Source organism: Parasphingopyxis sp. CP4, assembly GCF_013378055.1.
GTDB lineage: Bacteria > Pseudomonadota > Alphaproteobacteria > Sphingomonadales > Sphingomonadaceae > Parasphingopyxis.
Window position 1 is genome coordinate 1893171 of record NZ_CP051130.1, and the last position, 22078, is coordinate 1915248.

General features: G+C 60.1%; 22 protein-coding genes. 16 read left to right on the forward strand and 6 right to left on the reverse strand.

Annotated features, from left to right (window positions below; genetic code table 11):
- The first annotated feature begins 90 nt into the window (after positions 1 to 90).
- The 4 genes from HFP51_RS09155 to pdeM all read left to right on the forward strand — a co-directional run bounded on the left by HFP51_RS09155 (position 91) and on the right by pdeM (position 4004).
- Entirely contained in the window at positions 91 to 495 is a 405-nt protein-coding gene (locus tag HFP51_RS09155; protein ID WP_176875439.1) for a hypothetical protein, read from the forward strand.
- Between the two features lie 159 nt (positions 496 to 654).
- Positions 655 to 1878: a dipeptidase gene (locus HFP51_RS09160; protein WP_255454620.1), complete on the forward strand. Its 1224-nt coding sequence runs from the start codon at positions 655 to 657 to the stop codon at positions 1876 to 1878.
- 30 nt (positions 1879 to 1908) lie between these two features.
- Positions 1909 to 3315, forward strand: coding sequence for an MFS transporter (locus HFP51_RS09165; protein WP_176875440.1), 1407 nt, complete (start codon positions 1909 to 1911; stop codon positions 3313 to 3315).
- A 26-nt stretch (positions 3316 to 3341) separates the two neighbouring features.
- Complete coding sequence (gene pdeM / locus HFP51_RS09170) at positions 3342 to 4004, forward strand: ligase-associated DNA damage response endonuclease PdeM (RefSeq protein ID WP_176875441.1); 663 nt, start codon at positions 3342 to 3344, stop codon at positions 4002 to 4004.
- A gap of 44 nt (positions 4005 to 4048) precedes the next feature.
- Here pdeM and msrA read toward each other — a convergent pair whose 3' ends face one another.
- Complete coding sequence (gene msrA / locus HFP51_RS09175; protein ID WP_176875442.1) at positions 4049 to 4741, reverse strand: peptide-methionine (S)-S-oxide reductase MsrA; 693 nt, start codon at positions 4739 to 4741, stop codon at positions 4049 to 4051.
- Between the two features lie 5 nt (positions 4742 to 4746).
- Positions 4747 to 5241: a peptide-methionine (R)-S-oxide reductase MsrB gene (msrB, locus tag HFP51_RS09180; RefSeq protein ID WP_176875443.1), complete on the reverse strand. Its 495-nt coding sequence runs from the start codon at positions 5239 to 5241 to the stop codon at positions 4747 to 4749.
- 197 nt (positions 5242 to 5438) lie between these two features.
- On the opposite strand from msrB, the gene HFP51_RS09185 reads away from it, so the two are divergent.
- From HFP51_RS09185 to HFP51_RS09200, 4 genes are read left to right on the forward strand one after another with little or no spacing between them, the layout of a single operon-like run.
- Positions 5439 to 6293: a prephenate dehydrogenase/arogenate dehydrogenase family protein gene (locus tag HFP51_RS09185; protein WP_176875444.1), complete on the forward strand. Its 855-nt coding sequence runs from the start codon at positions 5439 to 5441 to the stop codon at positions 6291 to 6293.
- A complete protein-coding gene (locus tag HFP51_RS09190) occupies positions 6290 to 7183 on the forward strand; it encodes a prephenate dehydratase domain-containing protein (RefSeq protein ID WP_176875445.1) in 894 nt (297 codons plus the stop codon). Before HFP51_RS09185 ends, HFP51_RS09190 begins: the two co-directional genes overlap by 4 nt.
- A gap of 9 nt (positions 7184 to 7192) precedes the next feature.
- Positions 7193 to 8371 carry an aromatic amino acid transaminase gene (locus tag HFP51_RS09195; protein WP_176875446.1) on the forward strand — a complete coding sequence of 393 codons (1179 nt, stop codon included), beginning with the start codon at positions 7193 to 7195 and terminating at the stop codon, positions 8369 to 8371.
- Between the two features lie 9 nt (positions 8372 to 8380).
- The gene (locus HFP51_RS09200) at positions 8381 to 9112 is read left to right on the forward strand and encodes a hypothetical protein (protein WP_176875447.1); all 732 of its coding nucleotides are present in this window, start codon (positions 8381 to 8383) and stop codon (positions 9110 to 9112) included.
- Between the two features lie 9 nt (positions 9113 to 9121).
- On the opposite strand, the gene pabB is transcribed toward HFP51_RS09200, so the two are convergent.
- Positions 9122 to 10939: an aminodeoxychorismate synthase component I gene (pabB, locus tag HFP51_RS09205; RefSeq protein ID WP_176875448.1), complete on the reverse strand. Its 1818-nt coding sequence runs from the start codon at positions 10937 to 10939 to the stop codon at positions 9122 to 9124.
- A gap of 30 nt (positions 10940 to 10969) precedes the next feature.
- Here pabB and HFP51_RS09210 point away from each other — a divergent pair, with 30 nt between their 5' ends.
- Entirely contained in the window at positions 10970 to 11635 is a 666-nt protein-coding gene (locus tag HFP51_RS09210; RefSeq protein WP_176875449.1) for an MBL fold metallo-hydrolase, read from the forward strand.
- A 6-nt stretch (positions 11636 to 11641) separates the two neighbouring features.
- Here the strand turns inward: HFP51_RS09210 and HFP51_RS09215 are convergent, their stop codons facing one another.
- The gene (locus HFP51_RS09215) at positions 11642 to 12070 is read right to left on the reverse strand and encodes an MAPEG family protein (RefSeq protein ID WP_176875450.1); all 429 of its coding nucleotides are present in this window, start codon (positions 12068 to 12070) and stop codon (positions 11642 to 11644) included.
- Between the two features lie 210 nt (positions 12071 to 12280).
- Between HFP51_RS09215 and rpmF the strand changes: the two genes are divergently transcribed.
- From rpmF to HFP51_RS09240, 5 genes are all read left to right on the forward strand, one after another.
- Positions 12281 to 12460: a 50S ribosomal protein L32 gene (rpmF, locus tag HFP51_RS09220; RefSeq protein WP_176875451.1), complete on the forward strand. Its 180-nt coding sequence runs from the start codon at positions 12281 to 12283 to the stop codon at positions 12458 to 12460.
- A 21-nt stretch (positions 12461 to 12481) separates the two neighbouring features.
- Positions 12482 to 13528, forward strand: a complete 1047-nt coding sequence (plsX, locus tag HFP51_RS09225) for a phosphate acyltransferase PlsX (protein ID WP_176875452.1) — start codon at positions 12482 to 12484, stop codon at positions 13526 to 13528.
- On the forward strand, positions 13525 to 14484 hold the full coding sequence (locus HFP51_RS09230) for a beta-ketoacyl-ACP synthase III (protein ID WP_255454621.1): 960 nt from the start codon (positions 13525 to 13527) through the stop codon (positions 14482 to 14484). Before plsX ends, HFP51_RS09230 begins: the two co-directional genes overlap by 4 nt.
- Before the next feature lie 85 nt (positions 14485 to 14569).
- The gene (locus HFP51_RS09235; protein ID WP_176875453.1) at positions 14570 to 14869 is read left to right on the forward strand and encodes an integration host factor subunit alpha; all 300 of its coding nucleotides are present in this window, start codon (positions 14570 to 14572) and stop codon (positions 14867 to 14869) included.
- An 11-nt stretch (positions 14870 to 14880) separates the two neighbouring features.
- Positions 14881 to 15234 carry a MerR family transcriptional regulator gene (locus tag HFP51_RS09240; protein ID WP_176875454.1) on the forward strand — a complete coding sequence of 118 codons (354 nt, stop codon included), beginning with the start codon at positions 14881 to 14883 and terminating at the stop codon, positions 15232 to 15234.
- On the opposite strand, the gene HFP51_RS09245 is transcribed toward HFP51_RS09240, so the two are convergent.
- Positions 15231 to 16811, reverse strand: coding sequence for a lysine--tRNA ligase (locus HFP51_RS09245; protein WP_176875455.1), 1581 nt, complete (start codon positions 16809 to 16811; stop codon positions 15231 to 15233). The two genes, HFP51_RS09240 and HFP51_RS09245, sit on opposite strands and share 4 nt — an antisense overlap.
- A gap of 39 nt (positions 16812 to 16850) precedes the next feature.
- On the opposite strand from HFP51_RS09245, the gene HFP51_RS09250 reads away from it, so the two are divergent.
- Positions 16851 to 19586, forward strand: a complete 2736-nt coding sequence (locus tag HFP51_RS09250; protein WP_176875456.1) for an ATP-dependent DNA helicase — start codon at positions 16851 to 16853, stop codon at positions 19584 to 19586.
- Entirely contained in the window at positions 19583 to 20128 is a 546-nt protein-coding gene (locus HFP51_RS09255) for a histidine phosphatase family protein (RefSeq protein WP_176875457.1), read from the forward strand. The genes HFP51_RS09250 and HFP51_RS09255 overlap by 4 nt, the downstream gene beginning before the upstream one ends.
- A gap of 52 nt (positions 20129 to 20180) precedes the next feature.
- Here HFP51_RS09255 and HFP51_RS09260 read toward each other — a convergent pair whose 3' ends face one another.
- Positions 20181 to 22055, reverse strand: coding sequence for a DUF885 family protein (locus HFP51_RS09260; protein WP_176875458.1), 1875 nt, complete (start codon positions 22053 to 22055; stop codon positions 20181 to 20183).
- Positions 22056 to 22078 lie beyond the last annotated feature (23 nt).

The following is a 22078-nucleotide window of genomic DNA, read 5'->3' on the forward strand; positions in this document are numbered from 1 at the left end:
ACGGGCGCGACACAGCTGTATTGTAATCATAATACACCCTGACCCGCCTGATTCGGAGCGGGCGATAATAATCGGTTCAGGAGTGTACCCATGTTTAGTAAAATCAGTGCCAAATCCCGCCTTGTGATTGCCGCCTTTGCGCTACCGGCGGCCAGCATGGCGGCCTATGTAGCGCCAGCCCATGCACAGGCCGAAGCGGTCAATGCACAACAGATGGCCGAAGGCCTTGTCGCCGCCCTCAACGGTGGCAGCGGCGATCGCAGCCGTTGGGCCCGCGATCACATGCTGTCCGACGGTGGCTTCCGCCAGCGATTGACCCAGTTGAACCGGATTGCCCGGCGTACCGGCGACTTGACCCTGGTTGAGGTCGCCGAGCTGGACAGCGGCATGGTCTTGCAGGTCCGCAACGGTAGCGGACGCACCCACGCAATCAGTGTTCTCATGGATGGACGTCGACCCGACAAAGTTCTCGGCGTCGGTATGCGCGGCCTCTAGCGACCGCCAGTCACCCGGTCGCCCTCCTGCGACCCGGGCCAGCCGTTCGGTGCCAGCGAATATTTCTTCGCTAGCGCCGAGCGGCTGGTTAGCTTTGCCCGCGACAGCTGGGCAAAAAACCGCTAGCTCCGCTCATCAGTGCAAATTTGAGGGGAGCTAGTGGTGCGGACATTCGGATTGAGACTGGGTGCAGCGGCTTGGGCAATTATAGCATCATCGACAGCAGCATGTGCGCAGGATCCAGCGCCAGAAGCAGTGGATGGCGCTACAGTTCACGAACAGTTGCTGACCCTCGATACGCATCTCGATACGCCGCTCCATATGATGCGCCCCGGCTGGAGCATGGCCGACCGCCATGATTATGAAACCGACAATAGCCAGGTCGATATTCCGCGCATGATCGAAGGCGGATTGGACGGTGGATTCTTTGTTATCTGGACGCCGCAAGGTCCGTTGACCGACGAAGGCTATGCGCGCGCCGCCGGTATGGCTGCATCACGCCAGCAGATTATCCTGGCGATGCTCGCAGCAAACTCCGACCAGGTTGAACGCGCGCGCACCGCGGATGATGCCGCGCGGATCGCGGCGACGGGTCGCCGCTTCGTCTATCAAAGTATCGAAAATAGCTATCCGCTGGGCGAAGATGTCAGCGGGCTCGAGCAATTCTACAATAATGGCGTTCGCATGGTGGGCCCTGTCCATTCTGCGACGAACCAATTTTCTGACAGTGCTACCGGCGAGGAACTGTGGGGCGGCCTGAGCCCGTTAGGCCGCGCGCTGATTACTGAGATGAATCGCCTCGGCATCATTCCCGATGGGTCCCATGCCTCGGACGCAGCCTTTGATCAGATGATCGAGCTTTCAGCAACGCCAATCATCCTCTCGCATTCCGGTCCCAAGGTCGCGCATGATCATCCTCGCAACCTCGATGACGAGCGGATCCGGCGCCTGGCCGCGTCAGGCGGCGTGATTGCGGTCAACAGCATCTATCTTGCGCCGCGCAGCAATGCTCCAGAATGGCAGGCAATCAGCCGCCGTTTCATGGAAATGTTCTCCGAATCCGCCGAGGTTCAACAAGCCTATGTCCGCGATCTACGCGCGCTCGAGGCTGTCACACCGCGCGAAGATGCTGATTTCGAAATGTTCATGGCCAGCCTCATGCATCTGATCGAGGTTGCCGGTGTCGACCATGTCGCTTTTGGTGCAGACTGGGACGGTGGCGGCGGTGTCGAGAATATGCGTGACATCACGGCTCTGCCGCAAATCACGGCCCGCCTGCTGGCCGCTGGGCACACCATGTCCGAACTCAACAAGATGTGGAGTGGCAATGTGCTGCGACTGTTGCGGGCCGCCGAAGCGCATGCTGCTGGCCACGGCAGCTAAGCGCAATTTGCGCCGCATGATCGGCAGCGGATGAGCGAAACGGATACCGAAGAAGACACGGCCAGCTGGCGCGAAACGCTGGCGGGCGGTCGCTGGCCGAGCTTCACGCTCATCATGTTCGGTATCTGGCTGATGGCCGCTGACGCGCTTGTCACCACCACGATCATGCCAAGCGTCGGCCGGGACCTCGACGGCTATGCCTGGTTCGGCTGGGCGACGTCAGGCTATCTGGTCGGTGTCGTCGCCGCTGCATCCTGCGCTGGTTGGCTTTCTGACCGGATCGGGTTGCGACCTGCAATGATCGGTTCGGGCCTGTTGCTCGCCATTGGCTGTCTCGTCAGCGCAGCCGGCCCCGACATGCCGACCTTTGTCGCGGGACGGATGATCCAGGGCGTTGGCGCGGGTTGGGTCGCGGGCTTTTGCTATGTCACCATCAATCTGGTGTTCGAAGCGCGTTACCTGGTGCGCGTGTTTGCAGCCGCGACTAGCATCTGGGGTGTGGCGACGTTTCTCGGGCCGCTCGTTGGTGGTTTGTTCGCCGATGCCGGAAACTGGCGCGGCGTCTTCTGGCTGTTCGCCGGACAGGCCGTGCTCTTCGCGATCGCGGCGGCGCGGCTCGTGCCGGCAAGCGAACGCAAACCTGGCGAAGGCGGCTTACCCCTCCTCCAGATCACGCTCATCGTGCTTGGGGTAAGCGGGTTATCGAGCGCCGGCGTTATCGATTCCGGCACGGTCCAGTTAATTCTTATCCCGGTAAGCATTGTTCTGCTCGCCGTCGCAGTAATTTATGACCGGACAGCCCGCGCCCGGCTATTGCCGCGCACGGCCACGCGTTTTGGCACGTTGATCGGGGCGGCCTATGCGACCTATTTCCTGTTGCTGGCGGGCGAAGTCGGGTTCGCCATCTATGCACCGGCGATCCTGCAATTCACGCACGGACTAACGGCCACCCAAGCCGGCTATGTCGTCGCGGTCGAGGCGCTCGCCTGGACCATCGCTGCGCTAGCGGTAGCGGGATCGGGTGAAAGGTGGAGACGGCGCTGGATTGTGATTGGCGCGGCCTGTGTGCCGCTATCGCTGACCCTGTTGAGCTTTGTGCTCGCTGGACCGATGCTGTTCCTTGTGATTATCGGCGGCGCGCTGCTCGGTGCCGGTTTTGGCTTGGCATACAGTTTTATCAGCCGTGCTGTTATGGCTTCGCTCGACGAAGATGAGCGGGCGACCGGTTCGGCCGGCATTGGCGCAGTACGCGATGCAGGCGCTGCGACGGGCGCGGCCATTGCCGGGATCGCCGCGAACCTTGTCGGCTTTGCCGATGGACTAACGGCTGAAAGCGTCGCGCTGACCGGCTTCTGGGTCTGCGCGATCGGTATCCCGCTGGCGCTACTGGGTCTTGTCACCGCCATGCGCCTGACCCGCATCCAGGCCCTTGATTAGGTAAGCCCAGCGCGGCACACAGGGCCATGGTTCGCTTTTCGTTCTCCGGTCATGATCTGGTCGCGCTGCCCCAGGCGGCGCTCTTCTGGCCGGCGCGCAAGGCATTGCTGGTCGCCGACCTCCATTTCGAAAAGGCGAGCTGGTTTGCGCGGTTCGGACAGATGCTGCCACCCTATGACAGCGAAGCTACACTCGCCGATCTTGAGGCGCTCGTCGCCGCTACCGATGCGCGTGAACTCTGGTGTCTCGGCGATAGTTTCCACGACAGCGCGGGCAGCGAGCGCATGTCTCCCAAGGCGCGCGATACATTGGCATCGCTCACCGACCGTATCGACTGGACCTGGATCACCGGCAATCACGATGAAGCGATCAATGCCGATCACGGTGGCACGGTGATCGAGGAAGCCGAGGTCGATGGGCTGCTGCTGCGTCATGAGGCCGATCCAAGAGAGACGCGACCCGAACTCTCCGGACATTTCCATCCCAAGCTGCGCATCCGTCTTCGCGGCAAGGGTGTATCGCGCCGCTGTTTCGTAGCGACGGAACGCAAGCTGATCCTGCCCGCATTTGGCGCGCTGACCGGCGGTCTGGATGCTGGCCATCCGGAGATCATCCGGGCTGTCGGACCAGATGCGCAGGCGCTCGTACCGGTTCAGGATCGGTTGTTGCGCTTCCCGCTGGCTGCTTAGTTCGTCAGGCCTTCGCTGCGCTCAGGCGCCTTTCTGACAGATAATCAAGCCGCTGGCGTGCTCGTGAACATTTGCGGGAAGGTTGCCTGGAGATCTTCCACCTTCTCGACGTCATGGGCGAGAATATAGGGGTGGCGCGGGTTCCGGTTCATGAAGTCCTGATGATAATCTTCGGCATCGTAGAAACGCCCGCTTTCAAGCCGGGTGGCAATCGGGCGGGAAAAGCGTCCGGAATCGTTCAGCAAAGCGATATAGCGCCGCGAAACACTGCGCTGGGCAGCATTTTGCGGGAAGATCGCTGAGCGATAGTCTGAGCCAACATCGGGGCCCTGGCGATCGACCTGGGTCGGATCATGGGCAACCGAGAAATAGATGCGAAGCAGTTCGCCATAGGTGACGATATTCGGATCATAAACGATGCGGACCGCCTCGGCATGGCCTGTCCGGCCGGTTCCGACCTGTTCATAGGTGGCCGTCTCCGCGCTGCCGCCAGCATAGCCGGATCGGACGCTGCGGACGCCCCGCACATGCTGGAACACGGCTTCCATGCCCCAGAAACATCCACCCGCAAACACGGCGACCTGGGCTTCCTCGGTCGCGATCACATTGGTGCGCGGGCCAGGGATAGGGACAGCCGCTTCAACGGATTGATGCGTGGTGGGCAGGGATAATGCGGCGATCGCAGCAATCGCTGCGCCCGTGCCGAGTGCAAAGGTGACAAGCTTTTTCACAATCATCGAAACTAACTCCTAGCCGGCACGAAATCCATCGCGACGCCATTTATACAGTAACGCAGGCCGGTCGGGCGGGGCCCATCGCGGAACACATGACCGAGATGCCCGCCGCAATCCGCGCAATGGACTTCGGTTCGCACCATTCCGAGGCTGCGATCGGTGCTGGTGCCGATTGCGCCATCAAGCGGCCGGTAGAAACTCGGCCAGCCAGTCCGACTGTCAAATTTTGTGGCGGAGCTGAACAGGCGGTTTTCGCAACCAGCGCACGTAAAAGTCCCGCGCCGGCTCTCATCGTCGAGCGGGCTCGTAAAGGGCCGTTCGGTGCCATGGCCCCGCAAGATGCGGAACTCTTCCGGCGTCAGTCGCTCGCGCCATTGCGCTTCGGTATAGCGGACGGGAAAATCGCCGCTATTGGTCGCATCGGCCCGGCCGCTGCAGCCGATAAGGCTGGCAAGCATGCCGACAGCGCCGCCGCTCAGGATCGTTCGTCGATCAATCGTCATAGGCTTCACCTCTTTACTGCACCCGAGTTTCCGCTGGGCTGGCTTAACCGGCACTGAAACCCGGGCGTACACGCCCCATGCCTTCATTCGGCGACAGGCCTGGTTTCGTTACACCATGCCGTCAATACTCATTGCATTTAGGCGGTGAACCGGCTTTTGTGCAGTGCAATGCGACACGGAAAATCTTCATAAGCGCGATGAGCAATATCGATTTCCAACGAATCGGCCTGGTCGGCGCGGGCTTGATCGGCGGCTCAATTGCGGCCCGGCTCGCCTATGCGCTGCCGGATTGTGCGCTGCTGGTGCACGATGCGAGCCCGGGCAATGCAGCCTATGTGGCCGAACGGCACCCCAATGCGAGCATCTCCACCGGGATTGCTGCGCTCGGCGATTGCGACGCGATTTTCGTGGCGACGCCGGTGGCAACCATCGGCGATCAGCTAGTCGCCCTGTTGGGACTTCCCGAGAGTAACGCTGTGATCATCGATACCGGTTCAGCCAAACGTGCGGTTATTGATCACGTCGCCGCGGCCGATGTTGACGCTACCCGCTTTGTGCCCGGCCATCCGCTCGCCGGCGGCATTTCCGCAGGTCCCGGACGATCGAGCAGCGACATTGTCACCATGCGGCCATTCGTCCTGACGCCAACCGAGAGCACCGGGGCCGAAGCCCTGGACGTTGCGAAAGCCCTGCTCAACCAATTGGGCGCGAAGACGGTTGAGATGACGCCGGACGCCCATGATCGGTTGCTCGCTCTCGGATCGCATCTGCCGCATCTGATCGCCTATGCGCTCGCGGGAATCGCAACCGACGAACCCGCGGACCTGCTGCCGGCCTCCTATCGCGGGATCGCAGCCTTCGCCGGTTCGGACACCCAAATGTGGGCCGATATCTTCCGCGCCAATCGCGAAGAAATGCAGGCGGCGCTCACGGAATTCAAAAAACGGCTTGATCTGATCGCCGCCATGGCCGACGAGCCTGTGCCCGGAAATTTGCTCGAGACGCTGTCTGACGCAAAAGCCCGGATCGATGCGCTGGAGAATGAGGAATGACTGCAGACACTATCGCCTATCTGGGTTCGCCCGGCACCTATAGCTATCAGGCGGCTATCAGCATGTTTCCTGATGCGGACTATGTTGGCCTGCGTACTTTTGGCGAGATAATGGAAACAGTCGAGGCTGGCGCGCACAAAACCGCTGTCATTCCGATCGAAAATTCGACCAGCGGCCGCATCCCGGATGTTCACCGGTTGATGCTTTCCACCGAGATGGCGATTGTCCAGGAACATATGCAGCGGATCGAACATTGCCTGATCCAGGCGCATTCGGGGCCGCAGCCGGTGTCTGAGCCAGGCAGCATCACCCGTATTCTCAGCCATCGTCAGGGCTTCCTGCAAAGCTCCGGCTTTATTGAAGCGCATTGCCGCGATGCCGAGCAGGTCGAAACCGTCGACACCGCTTCGGCCGTCAAACAGGTTGCCGAGCTGGGCGACCCAAATGTTGCCGCGATCGGATCATCGGTTGCCGCGCAGGTTTTTGGTGGCGTCGTTATCGAACGCGACATTGCCGATCAGAAAAATAATTACACCCGCTTCCTGGCGCTCGAGAAACCGTCGCTCGACCCGGATTATGCCGATGCGAACATCACCACGCTCATCTTCCAGATCGATCACCAGCCGGGCGCACTCATCGAAGCGCTGGCCGTGTTCCGCGATGCCGGGATCAACATCACCACGCTTGAAACCTACACGATCTCCGAAGAGACGGCGCTGCCGACCTTCTACATCGATATTGGCGGTGGGCTCGAAGATGATGCGGTGCAGGCAGCCCTGCGCGCGCTCGAAGAAAAGGCGCGCTATGTGAAGCTGCTCGGCAGCTACACCGCGAGCGAAGTCCGCAACGCCAATTCCGGTTTCCTCCCCGTCAAATCGGTAAAGCCCTGAGGATCTCCCATGTTCGATACAGCAGTTGCCCGTCCGATCGATCAGATCATCGCCATCAGCCGCGCCTATCAGGAAGATCCGCGCGACGATAAAGTCGATTTCGGGATCGGCGTCTATAAGGACGAAACCGGCCTGACGCCGATCATGCGCTCGGTGAAAGCCGCCGAACAACGGCTGATCGATACGCAGAAAACCAAGACCTATGTCGGGGTTGGCGGTGACCAGAAATTTGTTGAGCTGTTCGCCAACCAGGTCTTGCCTGATCATGCCTATGGTACTGATATCATCGGTATTCAGTCGATCGGTGGCTCCGGCGCGGTCCGGGTACTCGCTGAGCTCGCCCATAGCCTGAACCCAGACGCCTGTTTCTGGATCCCCGATCCAAGCTGGCCCAATCACAAGGCGATTATCGGCGCTGTCGGCGCGAAGATGGCGAACTATCCCTATGCGAAGTTCACCGCTGAGCCTGATGTCGACGCGATATTGACCGCGCTGGACGGTGCATCGCCCGGAGATGTCGTCGTCATCCATGGCGGGTGCCACAATCCGACCGGCATTGATCCATCGATTGAAGAGCTGGGCCGACTGACCGACGGTATTGGCGAACGCGGCCTCATTCCTTTTGTGGACGCGGCCTATCTGGGCTTTGGCGATGGCTGGGAAGAGGATTCTGCGCGTGTCGCAGCCGTTGCAGACCGCGCGCCCGAAATGCTGCTTGCACTTAGTTGCTCAAAGAATTTCGGCATCTATCGCGAGCGGACCGGCGCCGCGCTGCTGGTCGGCAAGGGACATGCCAATCTCGCGGCAGCCAATTCCAACCTGCTTGCGCTCGCCCGGGCGAACTACTCCATGCCGCCCGATCATGGCGCCGCAATCGTCCGCACGATCTTCGAAGATCCCGAACTCAAGGCCGATTGGCTCGCCGAGCTGACAGAGATTCGCGAGATCATCAACAAGAGCCGCTCCGCATTGGCACTCGCGCTGGCGCGCGCCAAGCAGGATCGCGACTGGACCTATATCGACACGGGTCGGGGCATGTTTTCGCTGATCGATGTCACGCCGGAAGCCGCAGAAAAGCTGCGTGAAGATCATGGCGTCTATATCATTCCCGATGGCCGGATGAATATTGCCGGGATCGATTTGAACAAGATTGACGAGATTGCCGCCAAACTCGTCACAGCGGTATAGGAGCGCATCATGGCATCGCTTCCCAATGTTCCGAACCTGTTTCTCGATAGCGAGAAGCGCGAATTTGACGAAGCCGTCGCCGACATCGCGTCGGGCGAGGCCAGCGTGTTCGCACTGCGCTGTCACAATCTTCCGGCGAGCGCGGAGCTGACTGAGACACTCGCGACCGCCTTCCTGTTCACCAATGCGATCCTGATGGCTCGATCCCAGCGCAAGATCGTCAAGCTCGTAACGCTCGACGTTGACGATGAGTCGCTGCGCTACAGCTATGCGAACAGCTTCCGCGCCCTGTTCGACAGCGAATTTTCGAGCCTCGATAATGTCGAGCGCTGGCACAGTTATCTCGAGGAACGCCAGCATATTGCGGTTGGCGCGCTCGAAGACACCCAAAAGGCGATTGAATTTTTCCGCCATGCCGGGATCAGCCGGTCAGCAAGCGCGCTCCATCGCGCGGATGTCTATATGGGCATGGAAAAAACCGCAGCGAGCGAGAGTGCCGGCGGGCAATATTCGTTCGATGATGCCAATATCTACGCGCCCAAGCTGGTCGGTGCGAACAGCCGCACCGCGATAGCACTGAAGAGTGTATTCTTGGCCGATGGCGTGAAAGTCCGCACTGGACGCCGGGGCCAGAATGTCGTGATCGAGCTCGATTGCGCGCATGCGAATGACGGGATCCGCGAATGGCTTGCCCATATCGAACGCATCCTGGCGCTCGATTTCTATCGGCTGGGTGTCTGAGGCTTGCTGCTAGGCCAGCGTCGCACGGATCAGGCCGCGCACCGCGTTGCCGATCAGAAAGCCGCCAGCAAGATCTGCGCGTGTCAGGTCCTGTTCGACCGCCCTGCCTTCTGCGATCAGTGTCTCGCGCAAAATTCCGGGTAGCAACCCGCGGCTAAGCGGCGGGGTGACCAGCTTCCCGTCGCGCTCGACGAACAGGTTGGTGAAGCAGCCCTCGGTGAGGAAGCCCTCATCATCCTCGAGCAGCGTTTCAAACGTCTCGCCACCAACACAGGCATCCGCATACACAGTGCGCGCGGTCGTCTTGTGGTTGAGCCGGAAATCTTCGGCCACCGCGTTACGCGGCGCGATTGCCACTGGGACAGGCTCTTTCGGCGGGTCGGCAATCGGTCGGATCTCGATCGCCAGCCGCCCTTGCACAGAAGCCAGCATGCGAACCTTCGAGGCTTCCTTGACCCGAAATGTCGCGGCTTGCAGCTCGTTACGCGCGGCGTGGCGATCAAAGGCAAAACCAAGCGCCCGCGCACTTGCGCGCATCCGGGCGAGATGCTGTTCGAGATGCGCGACACCCTCCACCGGGTCAAAGCGCATCGTCTCGATGAGGTCAAAACGGGGTTGTCCTTCAGTCACAAAGGCCCCCTTGGCCAGGCATTCGCGCCATTCATCCTCCGCCACGCTATCCGCGACAATGCCCGATCCCAATCCCAGCGTCGCGCTCGATGCGCCATTCTCCAGCACGAGCGTCCTGATGGCAACATTGAACGCCGCATCGCCGCTCGGATCAATCCAGCCGATCGACCCTGTATATGCTCCGCGCGGCCCGGCCTCGAGTTCGGATATGATTTCCATCGCGCGAATCTTCGGCGCACCGGTTATCGATCCGCAGGGATAGATGGCCCGGACAAGATCAATGGCAGAGCGGCCCGGATTCAGTTTCGCGTGCACTGTTGATGTCATCTGGTGCACCGTCGGATAGGTTTCAACATGGAAGAGCGATGGAACATCGACACTGCCCGGTGCGGCTTCCCTGCTGAGATCATTGCGCAACAGATCGACGATCATCAGATTTTCCGCGCGTTGCTTCGGATCCGATTTGAGTGTCTCACGCACCGCCGCATCTTGTGCGGGATCGTCGTGGCGCTCCGCGGTGCCCTTCATGGGGCGTGCGGTGATTTCACCATCAGCAAGCGAAAAGAATAGCTCGGGTGAGAGGGATAGCAGCCAGTGCGCGCCGGTCCACACAATTCCACCATAACCGGCGAGCGATCCGGATCGCAGCTGCGCATAGACAGCCATCGGACTGCCCACGAGCTTTGCATCACAGGCGAAGGTCAGGTTCGTCTGATAGATATCGCCGGCCGCGATATAGCGCTGCGCGCGTTCGAAAATCTTCTCATATCCGCTTTGCGTGATCCGCGGTTCCGGACGACCAGCCCAGGCACCAGCTGGATCTGGAATCCGTTCGGCAACGCTGTCCGGGGCAATCCGTTCAACCCCCTTGAACAATCCGAACCAGAGCAATGGCGGGGCGGCATCGGGCATGCCTCGGCGCAATGGCGCGAGCTTGTCCTCGATCGCCAATCCCGCTTCATAGGCCAAATAGCCGGCTGCATGCAGGCCGCTGGTTTGGGCCGATTCCAACCTCTCAAGCGCTGGTTCAATCTCGTCATATGAGCGCGCTTCGACGGTTTCGACGGGGCGGGTAAACAGCCGTGCATCGGCGCCGTCCCGGCGGGCATCGTCGAGCAGCACAAAGGGCGCATCGGTGGAAATCAACTCGCTCACCCCTGCCCCATGCCAAGCATTGACGCGGATCGCCAGTTGCATGCGCTTCCGACAATTGCCATGTCACCGGCCATGACTGATGAAGCCCCCCTCAAAGCAGCGATTATTCCCGTAACGCCGCTCCAGCAGAATAGCACGCTTATCTGGTGCACCAAGACAATGCGCGGAGCCTTTACCGATCCAGGTGGCGATCTCGACAAGCTGAAAGCGGCTGCAAAGCAGATGGGCGTCACGATCGAAAAATTGCTGGTGACCCATGGGCATCTCGATCATTGCGGGCAAACCAAGATCCTCGCTGACGAGCTGGGCGTTCCAATCGAAGGTCCGCATGAAGCCGATCGGTTCTGGATTTCGCGTCTCGAGGATGATGGCAAGAAATGGGGCTTTGCCGGCAAGGTGTTCGAGCCCGATCGCTGGCTCGACAATGGCGACCAAGTCACGGTCGGCGAGCTAACGCTCGACGTCTATCACTGCCCCGGCCACACGCCCGGCCATATCGTTTTTCATCATCCCGAATCGAAATTCGCGATTGTCGGCGACGTGCTGTTCCAGGGATCAATCGGGCGCACCGATTTCCCGATGAGCAATCATCAGGACCTAATCGATGCGATTACCCAGAAGCTGTGGCCGCTGGGTAATGAGACCGCATTCGTCCCGGGCCATGGCCCGATGTCCACATTTGGCCGCGAACGTCAGACCAATGGCTTCGTTGCCGATCGTATTTTGGCAAACGCCTGAGCCAGCTTAGCCGGCGCTTGACGTAGGCACTGTCTCCATGCCGACAAAAGATGTGCCCGAATAGGCGATGACGAGCGCGTAGATCGCCAGGCCGAGCAGCACGAGCAGTGTCGATATCGTGCCGAAGGCCCTGAGCTTGCCGATGCCGTCCATCCCGAATCCATGGGCAATACGGCCGAGAATGTAGATAATGGCCGCGCCCCAGAGCCAGATATTGCTGCCCCAGGCTAGTTCGACCAGGCCGAGCAGGATCAGGAAAAACGGCGTATATTCAACGAAATTCGCATGGGCGCGCATCCGACGGATAACCGCTTCATTGCCGCCGTCGCCGACCGAAACTTTTTCTGACGTGCGGACACGACCGACGCGCACAGCGAGCCATATGTTCAGCAGCGCGGCGGCTGCGGCGATAATGAGTGTGATTTCAAGCTTCATGGCGATCCCCGTCCATTGTCATTCTTGTATGGTTGTCGCCCCTCGCATGCAGCCGGAAAGGTTGCAAGCGCGGTCAAATCCGCTATATGCGCCCGACTTCACCGCTAAACGGGATTGAGATCGTGCGGCAGCCTTGATGGCCGCCGGAGAAACTCGTAATGCCGTTGGCGAAACAGTATTTTGGTATTTGCAAGCAATTAAGGTGCCGACATGGCCGTTCCGAAGAGAAAAGTATCGCCCTCCCGCCGTGGCAATCGCCGCGCACATGACGCGCTGAAAGCCGAAGCATTCGGCGAATGCCCGAATTGCGGTGAGCTGAAGCGCCCGCACCATATGTGCCAGGCATGTGGCCATTATAACGGCCGCGAAATTCTGCCGATTGACGCTTAGGCGAGGGCCGGAGCAGATCGAATGAACCAGGCGCCCCGTATCGCCATCGATGCGATGGGCGGCGATGTGGGTCCGGAAGTGATGGTGGGAGGCGCAGCCGCTTCCCGCGCTGATTTCCCTGATCTGCATTTCCTGTTTTTTGGCGATGAAGCGGCGATCCGCACCGAGATCGCGAAACATAAAAATCTTTCTGACAATGTCGACGTTATCCATACCGATGGCGTGATTGCGGGCGAGGACAAGCCGAGCCAAGCGCTTCGGCGTTCCAAAGATTCGTCCATGGGCCTCGCCATCGCCGCGGTAAAACAGGGCGATGCAGAAGCCGCCCTGTCCGCTGGCAATACCGGCGCGCTGATGGCCATCGCCAAAGTTGCCCTGCGCACAATGGAAGGTATCGAACGGCCCGCTATTTCCGCTTTGCTGCCAACGTTGGGCAAGACCGATGTGGTGATGCTCGATCTCGGCGCCAATGCAGAGTGTGACGCCGAAAATCTTGTCCAGTTCGCGGTTATGGGCGCGGCCTATGCACGCACCGTGCTCGATATCGAGCGGCCGCGAACCGCGCTGCTCAATATCGGTACGGAAGAGCTCAAGGGCACCGGTATCCTGCAAGAGGCCTCGGCTCAGCTGCGCGCTGCCGAAGCATTGCCGCTTGAGTTTACCGGGTTCATTGAAGGCGATCGCCTGTCGCGCGGTCATGTCGATGTGATTGTAACCGATGGGTTTTCCGGCAATATCGCGCTCAAGACCATCGAAGGCACGGCACGGTTCGTGGCCGACCTAATCCGGCAAGCTTTTACCAGCTCGCTACGGTCAAAATTCGGATTCCTGCTGTCACGCCCCGCTGCGCATTTGCTACGCCGGACGCTGGATCCCAACAATCATAATGGCGGGGTGTTCCTCGGCCTGAACGGACTTGTCGTGAAGAGCCATGGCGGAGCCGATGCCAATGGCGTGCGCAATGCGATCGGCGTCGCGGCAAAAATGGCGATGGCCGATATCACACGAAAGATTTCCACCGATCTTGAGAATTTTCCGAAGCAAGCGATCAAGGACGCAGCTGAATGACCATGAAATCGGCGATCCTCGGGACAGGCTCTTGCCTGCCCGCACGGCGCGTCAGCAATGATGAGCTGGCGGAAACGGTCGACACGTCTGACGAATGGATTATCGAGCGGACCGGCATCCATAGCCGCCATATCGCCGATGACAGCGAGACAACAGCCAGCCTTGGAACGATCGCCGCGGAACGGGCTCTGGAGGCAGCCGGGCTCGACGCCGCCGATATCGACCTGATTGTACTGGCGACATCCACGCCCAATCAAACCTTCCCTGCCTCCGCCACGATCATCCAGACGAATCTCGGTATTGCCGACTGCGTCGCGTTTGACGTTCAGGCCGTTTGTTCCGGTTTTCTTTATGCGGTGACAGTGGCGGATAATATGATTCGGGGTGGTAGCGCGCACAAGGCATTGGTGATCGGATCGGAAACGTTCAGCCGGATCCTCGACTGGGAAGACCGCGGCACCTGTGTCCTGTTTGGCGACGGTGCCGGTGCAATCGTGCTGGGTGGCGAAGACGGAGAACGCGGCATATTGGCGTCGCGCCTCCATGCCGACGGCCGGCACAATCAGCTCCTCTATGTCGATGGCGGTCCGTCAACGACTGGCACCGTTGGCAAGCTGCGCATGAAGGGCCGCGAGGTATTCCGCCATGCAGTCGTCAATCTCGCCAATGTCTTGCATGAGACGCTTGATGCAGCCGGGCTCGCTGCAGAGGATGTCGACTGGGTCGTTCCGCATCAGGCGAATCGGCGAATTCTTGATGCAACAGCCAAGAAATTGGGTCTTCCGGCAGAAAAAATTGTGATCACTGTGGACCAACATGCCAACACATCTGCGGCATCGGTACCGCTTGCACTTGATACCGCGATTCGTGACGGACGCATCAAACGCGGGGATATATTGGCGTTGGAGGCCATGGGTGGGGGCTTTACCTGGGGCGCATCAATCGTCCGATACTGATACAAATCAATTGCCTATGGGATTTGCCCGATGGGCCCGTGTGCGGTATAAATTGTTTCATAAATAAGTCTTTGGGGGGGTTGTGATGAGCGATGCAGGAACATTGACGCGTGCGGACCTTGCAGATTCAGTACATGAGACACTTGGATTGTCCCGTGCAGATTCTGCGCAATTGGTGGAATCCGTGCTCGACCATATGTCTGATGCACTCACCGATGGTGAGAATGTGAAGATTTCCGGTTTTGGCAGTTTTGTCCTGCGGGACAAGGGAGAGCGCATCGGACGTAATCCCAAGACCGGTATCGAAGTGCCAATCGCACCGCGCCGGGTGCTGACCTTCCGGGCCAGCCAATCGATGCGTGAAACCATCTCGCAAGGCAGCTGAATCGGAGAGCGATGTCCAAAGACGCTGACGCCTTTCGCACAATCGGTGAGCTTTCGGACGAACTGGACGTCGCCCAGCATATCCTGCGCTACTGGGAAACCCGCTTTCCTCAACTCCAGCCGCTAAAGCGAGCGGGAAACCGCCGCTATTACCGGCCAGAAGACGTTGCGCTGGTAAAGCGCATACACGGCTTACTCAACGAAGATGGATACACAATTCGTGGCGTTCAGAAGGTGCTGGCCGGCAAGCGGGCAGAACGTGCGCCCACCACGGCCAGCCCAAACCAGTCCGAAACCGGTGTCACGGCCGATATGGTGAGCAAACTCAAATCGGCACGCGCCAATTTGGCCAAAGCGCTGAGCTAGTCGGCCAAAACCAGCGCTTCAGCGATCAATTTGCGCACATTGTCGATACCGTAAAGCGCAGCAAAGCTGCCCATGCGCGGCCCCTGGCTCGTGCCGAGCAAGGTTTCGTACAGTGCCTTGAACCAGTCACGTAACGGTTCAAATTCGTGTCGTTTGCCGATTTCGAACACGGCGTTTTGGATAGTTTCGGCATCCGCATCTGCAGGCATATCGGCCAGCGCGCTATCGAGATCCCGCAAGGCGGCCGCCTCGCGTTCATCTGGTGCACGGCGTTGCAATGTATCGGCGACGAAATCCCGGAAATAGGCAAGCGCATGGCCGATCAGCGCATCGAGTGCCGGATCTGTTTCCGGGCTGGCATCGGGCGCATAGCGCTGGACAAAGCCCCAGATCAGATCCGTGTCATCGGTGCTCGCCACGCCAACCAGATTGAGAAGCAGGGCAAAACTGATCGGCATATGCGGCGCCGGCGGGTTGCCATTGTGCACATGATGCACAGGGTTTGGCAGACGCTGTTCGATCGGCTGGTCCGGGTAAGCGCTGAGAAAACGATGATATTCGTCCACTGCCTTCGGAATGACCCCGAAGCTCAGCTGCTTGGCCTTTTTCGGATCGCGATAGATGTAAAAGCTCAGCGATTCCTGCGGCGCATAGGTCAGCCATTCATCGATGCTGACACCATTGCCCTTGGTCTTTGATATCTTCTGGCCATTCTCATCAAGGAACAGCTCATAGTTGAAGCCTTCGGGTGGCTTGGCGCCCAGCACGCGGGTGATCTTTGAGCTCTGCGTCACCGAATCGATGAGATCCTTGCCCGCCATTTCGTAATCGACACCCAGCGCCGTCCAGCGCAGCGCCCAATCGACCTTCCATTGGAGCTTGGCCTGACCGCCAAGAATGCAATGCTCAATCGCTTCATCGGTTGCCGGATCCACAAAGCGGACGATGCCCCCACTCGGATCGACGACTTCGACAGGGACCTGCAACACTTTACCGCTGACCGGGGATATCGGCAGCACGGGCGAATAGGTCGCGCGCCGCTCCTCACCCAGCGTTGGCAGCATCACATCCATGATCTTGTCATAACGCGTCAGCACGAGCGTCAGCGCTTCGTCAAAGCGCCCCGACTGATAGCAATCGGATGACGCCAGGAACTCATAGTCAAAGCCAAAGCGATCCAGGAACTGGCGCAGCATCGCATTGTTGTGCGCGGCAAAACTTTCATGCTCCGTATCGAACGGATTGGGTACGCGGCACAGCGGTTCATCCAGATGTTCGGCCAGCATGCCCTGGTTCGGCAGATTCTCGGCGACCTTGCGCATCCCGTCCATATCGTCGGAAAAGGCGATAAGCTTGGTCGGATAATCGCTCAGCTCGCTAAATGCATGGCGCACCATCTCCGTCCGCGCGACTTCCTGAAAAGTCCCCAGATGCGGCAGGCCGCTCGGCCCATAGCCGGTTTCGAACAGGATCGGCGAGCCATCCGGCTTGCCGTCCGGATAGCGTTTCAACAGCTTGCGCGCTTCCTCATAGGGCCAAGCTTTGGATATCAATGCAGCGTCGCGCAGCGCGTTCATGTTGCTCTTTCGTTCTCATTGGGCGATTGGGATAGGCCCGTGGCTGAATCAGACGTCCCTCTACCCTATCGCGCGCTCCATGCCACCCATGGCGGCATTTGGATAGCCTCGTCCGATGGCGAGATTCGCGAAAGCGGACGCGGCGAAGCCATTGCCGCAGCCGCCGAAACGCCGATGATCGTCCTCAACGCCCCGATGACGGGTCAAAGGCTTGGTTACTCCGAACTATCCGGCCTCGATCTTCTTGAACTCTTTGCCTTTGTCCATCCCGCCCGTTTCACTGTGCCAACGCCGACCGGCATTGCGCGCACCCTTGGCCTGCCTGTTCCCGAGGACGATGAGGATGCTGCAATGCTGCTCCTCGACGCAGCGAAGCATTTACTCGACACGCTGAGCTGGAAAGACTGGGGAGAGCGTGAAGGCGCCTGGACATCGGCGCAGAGCCTGTTCCGCTTGCGCTGGCCCTGGGCAGCCGCAGTGGCGGAGCGGATCGAGAAACCGAAACAGGCCGAGCGCTGGCTTTTCTCCCGCCTGCCCGAATGGGAGGACCAGCCGCCCCGACCGGCGCCGCAAACTCTAACCATGGACGAGCATCAAACCGTCGATCGGCTGGAAACACTGGTCGGCGAAGATGCCGAACGCCGCGAAGGCCAGCGCGACTATGCCCGCGCGGCGGCCCAGTCATTCAACCCACGCCCCGCACCCGGAAAGCCCAATATGCTGATCGCCGAAGCCGGCACCGGGATTGGCAAAACGCTCGGTTATCTGGCGCCGGCTTCGTTATGGGCCGAGCAGGCGGACGGCGCGGTCTGGCTCTCCACCTATACCAAGGCACTGCAGCGCCAGCTCGATCGCGAGACCGAGCGGATATTCCCCGATCCTGTCGAACGGCGCGAAAAGGTCGTGGTCCGCAAGGGGCGCGAAAATTATCTCTGCCTGCTCAACCTTGAAGATGCGCTGCAAGGTGGGTTCGCCGGGCGGGCTGCGATCCTGGCTCAGCTCGTCGCGCGCTGGGCCGCATACAGCAAGGATGGCGATATGGTCGGCGGTGATTTGCCGGGCTGGCTGACAACACTTTTCCGCCGGGCCGGTGCCACCGCGCTGACCGACCGGCGCGGTGAGTGCGTCTTTGCTGGCTGCCCGCATTACCGCAAATGTTTCATCGAACGCTCGTCGCGCGCCGCAGAAAATGCCGATCTTGTCATCGCCAACCACGCGCTGGTGATGATCATGGCGGAGCGGCGACGCGAGGATTCAGCCGCGCTCACCCGCATCGTCTTTGATGAGGGCCATCACCTGTTCGACGCCGCGGACTCGACCTTTTCTGCGGCACTGACTGGTCAAGAAGCGATCGAGCTAAGGCGCTGGATCATCGGGCCGGAGGGCAAGCATCGCGGCAGGCGGCGGGGCCTCTCCGCCCGGTTGATGGATGTAGCCTCCTATGATGAGGCCGGCGGCGAAGCGATCGAGGCCGCCAATGCCGCCGCTGCCGCCTTGCCGGGCGATAGCTGGCTGGGCCGAATTGCCGAGGGCATTCCCTTGGGGCCGATCGAGAAGCTGCTCGCTGCTGTTCGCGCGACGGTCTATTCACGGGCGAGCGCTCAGGATGCGGGCTATGGGCTTGAGACCGAGGCCGCGGAGCTCGACGGCGCGCTGATCGCCGCCGTCGGCGCGGCCAGCGAGGCGCTGGAAAGCCTGCACCGACCGCTCGCTATTCTGCGCCAACGCCTGGAAGCGGTTCTCGAGGATGCTCCCGATTGGCTCGACAGCCAGGCCCGAGCGCGGATCGAAGGCGCGATGATGGGGCTCACGCTGCGCGGCCAGATGATCGCCTCCTGGATTGCCTTGCTTGCCCGGCTAGGTGGACCGGCAGATCCCGATTTTGTCGATTGGCTCGCGATCGATCGCTATGAAGGCCGCGAATATGATATCGGCCTCCATCGCCACTGGCTGGACCCGACCAAGCCACTGGCCGACACCGTCATCAAGCCCGCCCATGGGCTGATCGTCACCTCAGCCACGTTGAAAGGCGGAGAGGATTGGGATGCCGCCGAGACGCGCGCGGGCGCTCAGCATCTCGATTTTGCACCCGATCGTTTCGATGCGCCGAGCCCGTTCGACTATGGCGCCAATAGCGAGGTGCTCATCGTTACGGACGTCAAAAAAGGCGACCTTGCCGCCCTTGCGGGTGCCTATGCCAAGTTGATCGAGGCGGCCAATGGTGGGACGCTCGGTCTGTTTACGGCTATCGCGCGCCTGAAAGCCGTCCATGCCCGGATCGCGGATCGGCTGGCGCGCAACGGATTGCCGCTCTTCAGCCAGCATGTGGATCCGATTGATACCGGAACGCTGATCGACATATTCCGCGACGATCCGCACGCCTCGCTCTTGGGCACAGACGCGCTGCGCGACGGGGTTGATGTGCCCGGCCACTCGCTGAGACTCGTTCTCCTGGAAACCGTGCCCTGGCCGCGGCCGACCGTGCTCCATGCGGCGCGCAAGCTGGCCAATGGCGGAAACGCCTATGTCGACCGGGTTGTCCGTGCGCGCCTTGCCCAGGCCTTTGGGCGGTTGATCCGACGCACGGATGATAAGGGCATGTTCGTATTGCTGTCGGCCGCCACCCCGTCTCGCCTCCTGACCGCCTTTCCCGAAGGGACACCAGTTGCACGCGTCCCGCTCGACGAAGCCGTTGCCCGCGTGGCCGCGCGACTTTCTTCTGTCACGGATTTCGGGCAACAGGTGACAAAGCCCAAACCCGTGGAGACTAAATGAAGCGCCTGATCCTGCTGCGTCACGCCAAATCGAGCTGGGATGACCCGGTTAAGCGCGATTTTGACCGCCCACTCAATGCCAAGGGCAAGCGGGCGGCGCAGCTGATGGGCGAGCATATGCAAGAGGAAGGCGTGATGTTCGATGCCGTCATCGCCTCACCGGCCGTCCGCGTCGTTGAAACCCTGGAAAGCGTGGCCAAGGGCTATGGCGAGAAGATCGAGCCTGAATGGGATCGCCGCGCCTATCTGGCCTCCAACATGACACTGCTCGACATTGTCCATGAGGCGTCCGATGAACATGACGCAATCATCCTGGCGGGCCATAATTCCGGGCTTGAGGACCTGGTCCTTCTGCTCGTGCCGGACAGCAAGGGCGATGCGGCCCGCGCTGCGGTCGAGGAGAAATTCCCGACCTGTGCGCTCGCTGAGATGGAGTTCGACGTCGATGGTTGGGAAGATCTAGCGCCAGGCACCGGCAGATTGCTCCGCTATGTGCGACCGCGTGATCTTGATTCAGAGCTCGGCCCGGACGATCCCAAGTAGAAAGGGCGTCCCGGCCACCCGGAACGCCCTCTCCATTATATCGGTAATGAACCTAGTCGGCTGATCCATGCACGGCCATCAAGTCGACACCGCTTGGACGTTCGCCGCCATTGGCTTCGATCCAATCATAGATCTTGTTCTGAAGCACAGCCATCGGCAGCGCGCCGGTATCGAGCACCTGTTCGTGGAACGCGCGAATATCGAACGCATCGCCAAGTGCGGCTTCGGCCTGGGCACGCAGTGCCTGGATCGTCAGTGCGCCGACCTTGTATGCCAGTGCCTGGCTCGGGATCGCGATATAGCGTTCGACTTCCGATGTTGCCTCGACATTGGTCATGCCTGAATTGGCAAGCATATATTCGATCGCCTGTTCCCGCGTCCAACCCTTGGAATGCAGGCCAGTGTCGACAACCAGCCGCATTGCGCGGAGCATCTCGTCGTTGAGATGGCCAAAGCGCTGATAGGGATCGGTGAAGAGACCCAGTTCCGGTCCAAGGGTTTCGGAATAGAGCGCCCAACCTTCAACAAAGGCCGTGTTGCCACCAAAGCGCATGAAGTTCGGTAGATCTTCATTTTCCTGGGCAAGGCTGATCTGGAAGTGATGTCCCGGCGCACCTTCGTGGAGATACAGGGTTTCCATTCCCGGTGTCAGGCGTTCTTCGAGATTATAGGCATTGTAATAGAAGATGCCCGGACGGGATCCATCGGGCGTACCACCGCGATAGGATCCACCGGCTGCTGTCGCTTCGCGGAACGGCTCAACCGCACGAATTTCCAGCGGGCTGGTCGGCAAGGTTTGGAACAGCTCATTGATGCGCGTATCGACGCGTTCGCCAATCCGGTAATATTCCTCACCCAGCCATTCACGGGTTTCCGGTTTGAACTGCGGATCGGTGCGGATGTGCTCGAAGAATTCTGCAAGCGTGCCTTCAAAGCCGACTTCATCGCGAACTGCTTCGAACCCACGCGTAATGCGCGCGACTTCGGCAAGGCCGAGATTGTGAATATAGTCCGGCGTCAGATCGAGCGTCGTCGTATCACGGACCATCTGGGCATAGAGCTGATCGCCGCCCTGCATATGGCTCAGGCCAACCCCTTCGCGCGCAAGCGGCAGATATTCGTCGCGCAGGAAATCACGCATCCGCGTGTAGCTATCGAGAATATCCTGGGTTGCCTGGCGATAGGCGGCTTCAAGCCGGGTCTGATCTTCCGCCGAAAAATCTTCCGGGAAGTTTTGTGCCGGGGTGAAGTAAGGACTTTCGTCCACGCCCTGGGCGAGCTGCCCGTCAAGCTGTTCGATCACCCGGCCGATCGTCATCTGGCTTTCAAAAACGCCCGATTCCATCCCTTCGCGGAACCGTGCAATGGCGCGATCACTGATTGCGATGAAATCCCGGTGACGGCTGAGATTATTCTCATAATCCTCGACCGTACCGAACGGCACAGGGCCGTTGGTGGTCGCGATGGTCGGATAGAAAGTGTGGAATCCGGAGAAGTGATTGACGGGACGAACCAGTGTCAGCGCCAGCAACTCCGGCGAGAAATCGCGGATCTGCTCTTCGCGACCGCGTTCGAAAATATCATAGGCAATCTGGTTGGTTTGGGTGAGCGCGTCGCGATCGATTTCACGAAGGGCGGCAAGTTCGCTCTGCGCCGCACCGAGTTCGCCAGCAATATATTCATCGGTCAGGAAATCACCGAGGCGATCAGCATAGCGCATGTCCCCGCGGAACAAGGCGGCGATCGGGTTGCGGCGGAGATTGTCCTCATCGCTGGCCGCAAAGAGGGCACGTAGGCGCTGATCTTCTGTCATTTCAGCATCGGCGGCCTCAGTGGCACCATGATGATCGGCCTGAGCCGGTACAGCCGCAAAGGCGGTCGAAGCGAGAAGGGCTATGCTCAAATAGCGAAAGGGTGTGCGGTTCATTATGTCATGCTCCTGGAAGTCGA

Coding starts and splice junctions, on each gene's coding strand:
- HFP51_RS09155 (WP_176875439.1), top strand. CDS start 91: ATGTTTAGTAAAATCAGTGCCAAATCCCGCCTTGTGATTGCCGCCTTT.
- HFP51_RS09260 (WP_176875458.1), bottom strand. CDS start 22,055: ATGAACCGCACACCCTTTCGCTATTTGAGCATAGCCCTTCTCGCTTCG.
- HFP51_RS09165 (WP_176875440.1), top strand. CDS start 1,909: ATGAGCGAAACGGATACCGAAGAAGACACGGCCAGCTGGCGCGAAACG.
- HFP51_RS09230 (WP_255454621.1), top strand. CDS start 13,525: ATGACCATGAAATCGGCGATCCTCGGGACAGGCTCTTGCCTGCCCGCA.
- msrA (WP_176875442.1), bottom strand. CDS start 4,741: ATGATTGTGAAAAAGCTTGTCACCTTTGCACTCGGCACGGGCGCAGCG.
- pdeM (WP_176875441.1), top strand. CDS start 3,342: ATGGTTCGCTTTTCGTTCTCCGGTCATGATCTGGTCGCGCTGCCCCAG.
- HFP51_RS09190 (WP_176875445.1), top strand. CDS start 6,290: ATGACTGCAGACACTATCGCCTATCTGGGTTCGCCCGGCACCTATAGC.
- HFP51_RS09215 (WP_176875450.1), bottom strand. CDS start 12,070: ATGAAGCTTGAAATCACACTCATTATCGCCGCAGCCGCCGCGCTGCTG.
- pabB (WP_176875448.1), bottom strand. CDS start 10,939: ATGCAACTGGCGATCCGCGTCAATGCTTGGCATGGGGCAGGGGTGAGC.
- HFP51_RS09240 (WP_176875454.1), top strand. CDS start 14,881: ATGTCCAAAGACGCTGACGCCTTTCGCACAATCGGTGAGCTTTCGGAC.
- HFP51_RS09235 (WP_176875453.1), top strand. CDS start 14,570: ATGAGCGATGCAGGAACATTGACGCGTGCGGACCTTGCAGATTCAGTA.
- HFP51_RS09185 (WP_176875444.1), top strand. CDS start 5,439: ATGAGCAATATCGATTTCCAACGAATCGGCCTGGTCGGCGCGGGCTTG.
- plsX (WP_176875452.1), top strand. CDS start 12,482: ATGAACCAGGCGCCCCGTATCGCCATCGATGCGATGGGCGGCGATGTG.
- HFP51_RS09210 (WP_176875449.1), top strand. CDS start 10,970: ATGACTGATGAAGCCCCCCTCAAAGCAGCGATTATTCCCGTAACGCCG.
- HFP51_RS09200 (WP_176875447.1), top strand. CDS start 8,381: ATGGCATCGCTTCCCAATGTTCCGAACCTGTTTCTCGATAGCGAGAAG.
- rpmF (WP_176875451.1), top strand. CDS start 12,281: ATGGCCGTTCCGAAGAGAAAAGTATCGCCCTCCCGCCGTGGCAATCGC.
- msrB (WP_176875443.1), bottom strand. CDS start 5,241: ATGACGATTGATCGACGAACGATCCTGAGCGGCGGCGCTGTCGGCATG.
- HFP51_RS09245 (WP_176875455.1), bottom strand. CDS start 16,811: ATGAACGCGCTGCGCGACGCTGCATTGATATCCAAAGCTTGGCCCTAT.
- HFP51_RS09255 (WP_176875457.1), top strand. CDS start 19,583: ATGAAGCGCCTGATCCTGCTGCGTCACGCCAAATCGAGCTGGGATGAC.
- HFP51_RS09195 (WP_176875446.1), top strand. CDS start 7,193: ATGTTCGATACAGCAGTTGCCCGTCCGATCGATCAGATCATCGCCATC.